Source organism: Bacteroidota bacterium (assembly GCA_039111535.1).
Classification (GTDB): domain Bacteria; phylum Bacteroidota; class Rhodothermia; order Rhodothermales; family JAHQVL01; genus JBCCIM01.
The window spans coordinates 1-9,960 of sequence record JBCCIM010000222.1 but is presented as its reverse complement, the minus strand read 5'-3'; the positions used below and the strand labels follow the sequence as shown (position 1 = coordinate 9,960).

The window sequence follows — 9,960 nt, the reverse complement described above, 5'->3', positions numbered from 1 at the left end:
GAAAGCCCCAAGATGTCTGCATCTCGTACTTCTTCTGACAACCGTTGTGTCCTGCAATACCCTGGCAGAACCTGAGCCGGTTGCTGGTCTTCAGATACGCGTATTGAATAACAGCGACTATGATTTCGAAAATCTGAACATCGTTGGTGTGCCTATCGACAACCTTGCGAAATACCGGTACAGCGATTATTACTTGATTGAACAGTACGAAAGTGTAACTGCCTCTTTCGATATCGATGGCAAAAGGTTCTTTTCCTCGTTTGTAAGCGGTCGTCATGGCGAGACGTCTTTACCAAAAGAAGAGGGCTCATACACGTTTATGTTCTCCGCTGATTTTGAAACTGGCGCTTTACTCGTTACGCAATTCGAAGGCGATGATGTACCTGGTGATGCACAACCTCCCAATGCAGACCGCATTCTGGACACTCATAAGGTATTAACGGCAGTTTCAGGTGCAGCGTTAACCAATGGCGAGCTCGTGATAGGAGCAAAACAAGATTCATTTATTACGATAAACCCGACTGTGTCAAAGGTGCCTGGGTCGGAAGTGCGTTACCTGTCAGAGGCGTTGGCCAGGGTTACAATCACGGAAAACCTGTTGATAAAAACGGATGATCGAGGCACCCCTTTATGGAGGCGGTCTATCGATACAGGCATCAGGCCATACGACAGGATACACTTCGCAGGAGCCGACAATGGAGAAGTGCTCGTAGCTGGCTATGGGTATACGGAAAATAATAGAAACGTGGCCTATGTGTTGAAGACCGATGCGGCAGGAAATCGGTTGTGGATAAAACATTATGAATCAGAACGCTTTGCCACAATTCATGACATCCTGACTACCCAAGACGGGGGTTTTATTGTATCGGGCCAGCAGGCATACTCCGCACCAGCAGGGCACGCTGAAGTAAATACCTGGCTTTTGAAAATAGATGCCGAAGGGCATGAACAGTGGCAAACGACACTCAGTACGAAATATATCGGAGAGTCGATTATAGAAACCATAGACGGCTACGTAGTTGTAGGTGATAAATATGGTCACAGCACAATCCCGTCACGTGGAGGGCTAATTAAAGTCGATACGGAAGGAAACGAACTATGGAGCACCAGTCTTCCGAATGCTCCTTTATCGGTGATCCAAACCTCTGACGAATCCTTTGTTATTGCCGGCAAAAACCGAGACGAGACCAGTCATTTAATGAAAATTGACGAAGCCGGAGCCACGCAATGGAGCCGTGAAGCGCCAGATCTTTATCACACCTATTCCGTCATTCGAGGCTCCGATGATAGCATCTTTTTGAGTGGCCTCGCTGATGAAAGCAACGTCTTTGTAAAACTGAACTATGCCGGTGAAATGATATGGTCTCGAAAAATAGGCTCGACACCAATACCAAATTTGGGTTATATATATAATTCCCTTATCCCCCTCACAGATGATAATGCAGTGCTCATTGGACTTACTGGTTCAAACACCGAATCAAACATCATTGTGACCAAGTTCGATCCTGCAGGCAATATTCTCTTTACTACGGAGATCGAATAAAAGGAATGTGTGTGATTCCAGAACCGACCTCAACGATATAGGCTAACCTACCATGTGAGCCGCCAGAGAACGACGTCAGGATTTGAGCAGATGTACCAGATAGCCAGCCTATCCCCTATAACGCGAAAGCCCAACTCGCACAATGCAGACTGGGCTTTAAAAGCGTCAACGATTCAGCTGTACTGATCAATGTAGGTGGCCAAATAGCGGCAAGTATAATGGTTCCTGACACGGGTCAGGATGAAAGGGATAACTTGGAGTAGCATTCCAGATTGCAGCGGTATTTGATGTACTGCTTGAAGATGTGTTTACGTTTGAGCCATCATGAGGGGTAGCATAGTCACGGTTTAGGAAGAGCCGTGGGCTTATCCCCTGACGTTGCGACGGCCTTCTAAGTGAGAATACCCATAATCATACCCGTAGACATCCCTTCTTCACTGGCAACTTCCTTGATTGCCTCTAGCTCGCCGGCATCCAGCCATATACCCTTACACTGCGGACAACTGTCTATAACGAGCTCATTGCCGGCCTCTTTAACAAGCGTTGCCCCACCTGCCGGGCAGATACGTTGCTCTCCTCTGGCTATCAAAATTACTTGCAAAAATTGGCAAGAGGGTCAAAATTCAAATCGAAGAGCTTGAGACTGCGTAAACCCCTTACCCAGTTGTTAATTTCATTGCACGCTCCTCTTCAACTCTAATCTGCGATATCGAATTTCGCCCCTCGGTCGGAAAACTATTTGCGAAAACACACCAAATTTACTGATCAGAATAAACTGCTCTTCTGAAAAGGGCATAGTCGCTGGTAGTACCAAGATACTCCCAGTTAAAGTCACTCACCTGCATATTCAAGACTTCGTCTGCCCCAGGGGCCAGTAAAATACTTTTGTATTCCCACTTATTTCCTGGCGTTGCATTTTCCAAACGAGCATCGTTTTTGGCTTCAACTTTCGAAGGATCAATAACTCCACTAAAGAGAATAACCGTGGCCAGTAGCAGCATGCTAAAAAATAAAACAACCCTGTTCAGTTTTACGCTGAAATGTGTTTTCATGATGTCATCATTGTGGTTATAAACGTGTTGTAAGCTTATGCCGCGCTATTAAAATAACCAATTCCTGTAGCATAGAAAACCCGGCCAAAACATTTTGTTTAGTCCGGGCGCAAAGCGAAGAAGTTACCGGAATGAGAATTCATAGGTGACCGTTCACCTAACCCGTTTCAGCACCTGGCAAACCACTACGATCTCACTATTGATTAATATCGCCATCAACATAATGAAAGCGGATCAGATAAATATCTTGTCCGCTTCCATGCCGCGCTGTTGCCATTAAGTCATCCACACTTTCAAATCCGGACTCGATGGCCAACGCATGCGAGACATTCTGGAACTCAATCTCGTCAATTGAATCCACCACGATATATCCAGGGCCCTGCCCAAGACGGTATGCCTCCCCTGCCTTTACGCGCAGCCGCTTCCATATCCGGATGCTACACGTGACAACACCCGCACGGATCGGCTCATGGAGTCGTTTGGTAAATTGCATGCAGAAAATCTTATTTCTTAGTACGCCTCCAGGCTATCCAGCCAAAGTACAATTGGCGTATGGAACAGCAAAATTACCAGGGCACTCCCGCTCTATCGTCAGAACGACATTTGACAGATTGAGCTGAAATGGAGAAGCTTCCATTTTTTCAGAAAAGTTATCTCTCAGCTTCAGTTCATCATTTCGAAGCGCTCGAAGCGTAATATCTCCGCTGAAAACTCTGGGCTCGCCCTCCCAAATAACTTGTCCCATACTTGCTTCAATGTATAGGATCATATCCTTCGGAAAATCAAGGGTTGTCACCACCCCTTCCTCTGACTGAATTGTAATTTTGTAATCCACCTTAGTAAGATGATATGCACCCAAAACATCGGGAAGGAGGTCAGATTGTTGGATCTTGGGGTCGTCTTGTCCAAAAGATGAAGTGGTTAGGCAGAGGATAGCGAGGAAGAATAGAATCCGCATTTTCATAAAAAGTCTCAAAGTGTTATCACAATGTCAGAGAAGTATTCGTGCTAAGAGAAGTTCGAAAAGAGTAACATGTTAGGTGTTAAAATATAAGGGTCAATTGGGTCGCATGTGCGAAATTTATTTCTAAAAAAGATAGGCTAATCCGGTCACAAATTGTCGAATGATCAGTTTCTTCCCTGCGACTAAAGGAATGAGAAAAAGATTGAGCATTAGCCTGAATAAAGCTGGGAAAAAGCAATAAAAATGGCGTGTGTGCAGACTTGCTTTAACCATGATGCACATAATATCAGATCTAATAAACCCCACCCCTTGATGGTTTTTTACGCAGGATAAAATTACAGATAAACCGATAGCCAGCGCATCCCTAAAACAAAAAAGCCCAGCCGGCACAAGGCCAACCGGGCTTTAAAAGCATAAAAGATTCTGCTTAGCTGGTCGTCTTCTTTCTTCTGGACGATGTTTTAGCCTTGCTGGCTTTCAACTGGGTATCTTCAGGCGTAACAGCAGCGCCGTCGCCACCCGAAGCCACATTCACATCGCCGGGAAACTGACGGATGTGTTCCGTTCCCACCGGCTTGCCCTTACCTTTGGCGACAGGAGAGCTTTCATGGATGTAGAAGTCCTTGTTGTCCAGCGAATCGCTGTGCCGACGCGCTGCATCTGATGCATTGCGCATGCTGGCGTCTGCGTTTTTCTTGAGTTCGCCGATGTTCTTGTAGAACTCGAGCTCAAGCAAGTCAAACAGATGTGCCAGCGCAGTTCTATCGCGTTCGTAGGTCAGGCCATAGTCGCCGTTGCGAATCTGCATATCCATGCGTGACAACGAAGCGGCCAGCGCAAAGAGGTAGATGGCGTTGTCGGCTACGCGGGCCTGTACCACCTGGCGTTTGACAATCTCTTCGCGGTGCCATTTACTCGCAAGTTTGAACGAGTGACCATGACGCTGAATCATCGTCGACAGCCGGCCCGTGAATTTGTCAAGCAATGGATGGAATCCGCTTACTTCTGGCTTAACCGGCATAATGCCAAGGAAAAGCTGTGCACCAAGCGGAATTGCCCGCGAGATGATTTCTGGTCGCAGGCTGTTGCCGAGGATACGCGCAAAGTTTTCTGACGCAGTCTCGTCTCCATCCCAGGTCAATGCCTGCTGGATGCCTACCATAGACTCTGCAAGCGACTTGCCGCCGTAGGCAAAGATAAAGGACTGCATCACTTCGTTCGAACCTTCCACAATGCGGTGGATACGGTTGTCGCGCCAGATGCGATCGAGTTCGTTTTCTGTCACATAACCTTCTCCTCCCATGATCTGCATGGCGTCGTCGATCACCCGCCAGCCCATTTCGGAGCAGAAGACTTTGGTGATGGCTGTCTCGACCATGATGTCTTTGTCATGCCGATCCAGCATGCCCGTCATCATATATAACATGGATTCCATGCCGTAGACGTACGCTGACATCCGCGCAATACGCTGCTGGACCAGTTCAAACTCAGCAAGGGCACGGCCAAACTGGTAGCGTGTTTGCACCCACTTGATAGCCTGGTCTTTGGCACGCTTGGCGCCGCCAAAAATACCGGCAGACAGCGTACAGCGGCCGTAGTTCAGACAGGTGAGCGCCACATTCAGGCCTTTGCCTTCGAGGTGCAGCAAACGCTCTTTGGGCACTTTTACATCATTAAACCGGATGCGGGCCTGCCATGTACCACGGATTCCCGTTTTGCTCCGGTTTTTCTGGAAAATATCGATGCCGGCCATATCCGGCGTACAAATCAACGCGGTAACTGCTTCACGCAGCTTGCCACTTTTCGGGTCTTTGATCTGTTGCTTGGCCATGACGGTAAACATGCCGGCCATTGCACCAGACGTGCTCCACTTCTTCTCGCCATTCAAGACATAATGGCTGCCGTCTTCGCTCAATTCACAGCGGGTTTCCTGGCCGGCTGCATCTGAGCCAACCTGTGGTTCAGATAGACAGAACGCAGACAGGTATTCACGCGCTACTTTGGGCAGGAATTCTTTTTTCTGTGCTTCATTCCCAAATAGCATAATGGCTTTGCACCCGATGGACTGGTGCGCTGACACAACAACGGATGTTGAGCCGCAGTATTTGCCAATCACTTCGAGTACGCGGTTGTAACTGGTTACCCCAAGGCCGAGTCCGCCGTACTCTTCAGGGACGGTCATGCCCATAACCCCGAGATCAAACAGTTTCTTCAGCGCCCATTCAGGAATATATTCTTCCTGATCAATAAGCACGGAAGGGTGCTCATTTTTCATGTACTCCTCGAGCGCCTCGACGAGGGCATCACATTTTTCCCGCTCACTTTTGCTTTCTCTCGGGTAGGGAAAGACAAGGTCAGATCTGAATCTGCCGGCGAAAAGATTTTTGACAAACCCGATCTCAGAAGGCTCAGGCCCTAACATCTTCTCGATGTCGCGGATCATCTTTCGATCCTCAGCCGAAACCTTTTTCAGGTTGCTTAAGCTATTTTGGGACATAGTTGCAATTCAATTTTATATAAAAAACGGGACGGCCAAAGGGTCCCTTGTAAAGGAGAATGTAATCCAGCTTGGTGGGGTAGCATACGCTGTTCTTCAATGCTACCGACCCAAAAAAACGCTTCCAAACACCTTCGAGTTACCAATCATAGCGGACTTCTGTTCCACCAAAAGCACCCCTTCCACAAGCACAAAAATGGTGCCCCCGGAACGTAACATCGTTAAGTGAACTATGAGCGTTGTATTGGCCCTTTTGTTTGCTGCAAAGCTGACATACTCACCAGGTAAAAAATTCCCCACTATGCGCTTTCAGGAGAAGCTCGCCGCCATTCAACAGCAGAAAAATAGTGTACTTTGTGTAGGGCTAGACCCCGACCCGGCACGAATACCAGCCTCCCTTTTGCCAGATCAGCCGCTGCCGGCGCGCGTGCTTGCATTCAACCGGGCAATCATTGCAACTACGGCGCCTTATGCCAGCGCATTCAAAATCAATTTTGCCTTCTATGAAGCCATGGGCAGCGCAGGCTGGTCGGTGCTCGAAGAAACCGCCTCCCTCTTGCCAGACGACGTGGTATCTATAGCGGATGCCAAGCGCGGCGACATCGGCAATTCCACGCGATTCTATGCGCGCTCCGTGTACGAAACGCTCGGCTTTGATTCTTGCACGGTAGCGCCATACATGGGGCAGGACTCGTACGTGCCGTTTCTGGAGTATGGTGACAAGATGACCTTCATCCTTGCGCGCACCTCGAATCCTGGAGCCGCTGATCTACAGGAACGCGATGTTGATGGGGCGCCGCTTTACCATCTGCTTACGAACCAGATTGCGGCATTGCCGGCTGAACTAAAACAGGCAGCCGGCCTGGTTGTAGGCGCAACAAGCCCAACCGCCCTTGCCTCCATTCGCGCCATTGTCCCCGGTATGCCATTCCTCATCCCGGGTGTAGGCGCCCAGGGTGGCGATGCCCAGGCGGTTATGCAAGCCGCATACGACGCACCGGGCGCGGTGCTCATCAACAGCAGCCGCGGCATTATCTATGCCAGCACAGACGAGACATTTGCTGAGGCAGCAGCCACGGCTGCAAAGCGCCTGCAAACGACACTGGCTTCTTTTATGTAACGGAGACAGGCACTGGGCAGCCAAATTTTTTTGAGCAGACTGCGTGATGATGTGTATTTTGGCAAAAGTGGTCCGGCTCACCCTACCCCACCTGTTGCTATGTCTTTCTTCAAACGCCTACTCCCCACCTTTAGAACCACGTACCTCCTGATTGGCGGGCTCTACATCTTGCTTAGTGCGAACATCCTTTTGCGGGGTGTTTCAGCCAGCATGGAGCCTTTTGGTGTCCCTGCTGCTCTATTGGATTCACCTTATTACGAAAATGCGATATGGTGGGTCTATACGCATATGTTGGTGCTTGGCATGGTGATGTGCGTCATCGGCCAATTTGCAGAAAATATGGCCCTCAAGTTGTGGATTTCGCGCGCCCTCCTGGTGGCACATCTTTACTATACGTATTTAGATTTTCAAGCCTCGGACTCGGTTGTAGGCACTGCATTATACAAGGGCCCAGCGTCTGTGATACCCGCGATTATTGCCCTTATTGCAACCATTTTCCTGGCCCGCTTTGCCTTCTCTATTGATGAGCCGGCAAAAAGTTAGCACCAACAAATAGTGAAAAGAATGCATATGTGGGCGCATTTTTCGGATCTGTTATAACCCATGGCCGCTACTTTTCAGTCAGGCTACCCCAAATTCACGGATAAAAGATCACAAAAAAGATTGATTTTGTTTGCAAGTTAAAGGTATGACGGTCTCCGCTGAATGGTCTATTTAGTTATTTGACCTGACGCCAACACAGCACCATGTCTTCTCTTTCGGATGGCAGATCTAAATCCTGCAAAGGCCTGCAAATAGAAAATCAGCCTCGCGACGCCGGCTCAGGGATTACAACAAACACCATCGATACATCCAACTGCAAGCTCTTGTTCTACGGCACTACGACTTCCATCCTTGAGCTCTCGGTCTATGAACCAGAGGTGCCTCGATTAGAGCTTCCTGAATCCCTGGTGCAATCCATTTGGGCACAGCAAGCGTTTACTAACGACCAACTGGTCACCCATGCCGGCGATACACTTAACATCATAAACCCGGGCAAACTAAACAGGGATGCCGGCCCCGATTTCCTGGGCGCCACGCTTGACATCAATGGCATTGTTTGGCACGGGGACATCGAAATTCATCGCACGTCAAAAGACTGGTTTACCCATCAACACCACGTCAATCCGCGTTACAACAGTACCATACTTCATGTATCGCTTTTCCAGGATGCCCATACAGGCACCTTACGGCGGGCAGATAAAAGCCTGCTGTCAGAACTCATCCTGAGCACGTATTTGCGCACCACATTGAGGAAACTACTCTATGCACACCGCACAACCCCAACGGCGGGTATTGCGTGTCAAAACTTGCAAGCGGATTGCAAAGACCTCCAACTTGCCCCGTGGTTACAGGCCCTCGGGCAAAAGCGATTGTACCGAAAAAAGGCACGCGTGGCTGCCTCCTTTCTCAAAACCCCGAACCTTGAAATACTACTCTACAGGCTTATTCTCGCGGGCCTCGGATATGGAAAAAATATTGAGCCTATGTTGGACATAGCGAAGCGCGTGCCCGTATTTACAGCCCGAAGCATTTCGAATGCGGCTGACCGTGCCGGGGTGTTTCTCGCCGTTTCAGGATTACTTTTCAGCAACTACTCCGCGTATCCCGAGTTCGACGAAAAGCTCAAAAAACGCTACATCCAATTGGCCAAACAGCTTGAGATCGTACCAATGCCGGCAGGCGCATGGCGGTTTTTCAGGCTGCGGCCGTCCAATTTCCCAACCCGCCGGCTCCGGCAAGCTGCCTCGCTCTTCAACACCAACGCCCTGTTTCATAAAGATGCCATTGGCGTGCTGGACCGTCTCATGTGCAACAACCCTGTATCCTCGTGGCGTAGACTGCTTCAAAAATTACTGCAGCCTTCAGTTACGGGAACCAAAGCACAGCCAACAACCAAAATTGGAAGCACTAGAATTGGCAAACTGTTGCTTAACGCCATTTGCCCCGTAATGCTCGTCCACGCCGACCACGTCGGAAAACCAGCACTGGAAACGCAAATTACAGGCTTCATGCAATACTTGAAGTTTGAACGCGATGAAGTTACCCGGCATTTTGATGGACTGGCACTTACGTCGCGTCATGCTGGTATAAGTCAAGGAATGCATGAACTCCATGAAACACTCTGCATCCGTGGACGCTGCACAACTTGCAAAGCAGGTAAACACTTTATTTACAAAGATTTAAAACACAATTTTTAGATGGAAGCTCAACCAGTACATGAACACGTAATTCGCATCGTTCGGCTGACCCTCGCTCCGGAGCGGCTGGATGACTTCATGTATATGTTTAACAACATCAAATCCCAGATTCGCGCCACTGCCGGCTGCTTGCATCTTGAACTGCTGCAAGACACCCGATTCCCTAACATTGTTACTACATATTCCCACTGGGACAATGAGTCAGCGCTTGACGCCTACCGCGATAGTGCGTTCTTTAAAGAAGTGTGGCCGGCTACCAAAGACATGTTTGCCGCTCCACCGGTTGCCTTTAGCAGCCGGCAGATTCAGGTTCTCCCCTAATACCCATCCCTTAGAAATAGCTGGACTTAATCAATCCCCCTTCAGGTCGATAACGACGATTAAGCGCTTTGTATGCATCTATCAATTCTGAAGGCCTTCATGGAAATCGACCAGCAACCGCGACTTTTCTTCGATTTTGACCTCCAGTTCCCACCGCTGTCACGTACAGTTGCTGAGATATCGGACCTATTGAATGCCAGTGGCATGCCCGATACGGACCGAT

Annotated in this window: 10 protein-coding genes; 5 read left to right on the top strand and 5 right to left on the bottom strand. The window is 49.0% G+C overall.

Features of this window, described 5'->3' with window-relative positions; translation table 11 throughout:
• The coding region (locus tag AAF564_23415; protein ID MEM8488516.1) for a hypothetical protein at window positions 1–1,543 on the top strand (1,543 nt) is incomplete at its 5' end.
• Between the two features lie 391 nt (window positions 1,544–1,934).
• On the opposite strand, the gene AAF564_23410 is transcribed toward AAF564_23415, so the two are convergent.
• From AAF564_23410 to AAF564_23390, 5 genes are all read right to left on the bottom strand, one after another.
• The gene (locus AAF564_23410) at window positions 1,935–2,144 is read right to left on the bottom strand and encodes a zf-TFIIB domain-containing protein (GenBank protein ID MEM8488515.1); all 210 of its coding nucleotides are present in this window, start codon (window positions 2,142–2,144) and stop codon (window positions 1,935–1,937) included.
• Between the two features lie 157 nt (window positions 2,145–2,301).
• Window positions 2,302–2,595, bottom strand: coding sequence for a hypothetical protein (locus AAF564_23405; GenBank protein MEM8488514.1), 294 nt, complete (start codon window positions 2,593–2,595; stop codon window positions 2,302–2,304).
• Between the two features lie 196 nt (window positions 2,596–2,791).
• Entirely contained in the window at window positions 2,792–3,088 is a 297-nt protein-coding gene (locus AAF564_23400) for an ASCH domain-containing protein (GenBank protein MEM8488513.1), read from the bottom strand.
• 33 nt (window positions 3,089–3,121) lie between these two features.
• A complete protein-coding gene (locus AAF564_23395) occupies window positions 3,122–3,559 on the bottom strand; it encodes a hypothetical protein (protein ID MEM8488512.1) in 438 nt (145 codons plus the stop codon).
• A 427-nt stretch (window positions 3,560–3,986) separates the two neighbouring features.
• The gene (locus AAF564_23390) at window positions 3,987–6,056 is read right to left on the bottom strand and encodes an acyl-CoA dehydrogenase family protein (protein MEM8488511.1); all 2,070 of its coding nucleotides are present in this window, start codon (window positions 6,054–6,056) and stop codon (window positions 3,987–3,989) included.
• A 232-nt stretch (window positions 6,057–6,288) separates the two neighbouring features.
• Between AAF564_23390 and pyrF the strand changes: the two genes are divergently transcribed.
• From pyrF to AAF564_23370, 4 genes are all read left to right on the top strand, one after another.
• A complete protein-coding gene (pyrF, locus tag AAF564_23385; GenBank protein ID MEM8488510.1) occupies window positions 6,289–7,176 on the top strand; it encodes an orotidine-5'-phosphate decarboxylase in 888 nt (295 codons plus the stop codon).
• Between the two features lie 99 nt (window positions 7,177–7,275).
• On the top strand, window positions 7,276–7,719 hold the full coding sequence (locus tag AAF564_23380) for a hypothetical protein (GenBank protein ID MEM8488509.1): 444 nt from the start codon (window positions 7,276–7,278) through the stop codon (window positions 7,717–7,719).
• Between the two features lie 203 nt (window positions 7,720–7,922).
• Window positions 7,923–9,416 (top strand): DUF2851 family protein, encoded by a 1,494-nt coding sequence (locus AAF564_23375; protein ID MEM8488508.1) that lies wholly within the window; start codon window positions 7,923–7,925, stop codon window positions 9,414–9,416.
• Complete coding sequence (locus tag AAF564_23370) at window positions 9,417–9,737, top strand: putative quinol monooxygenase (GenBank protein ID MEM8488507.1); 321 nt, start codon at window positions 9,417–9,419, stop codon at window positions 9,735–9,737.
• Window positions 9,738–9,960: the final 223 nt, after the last annotated feature.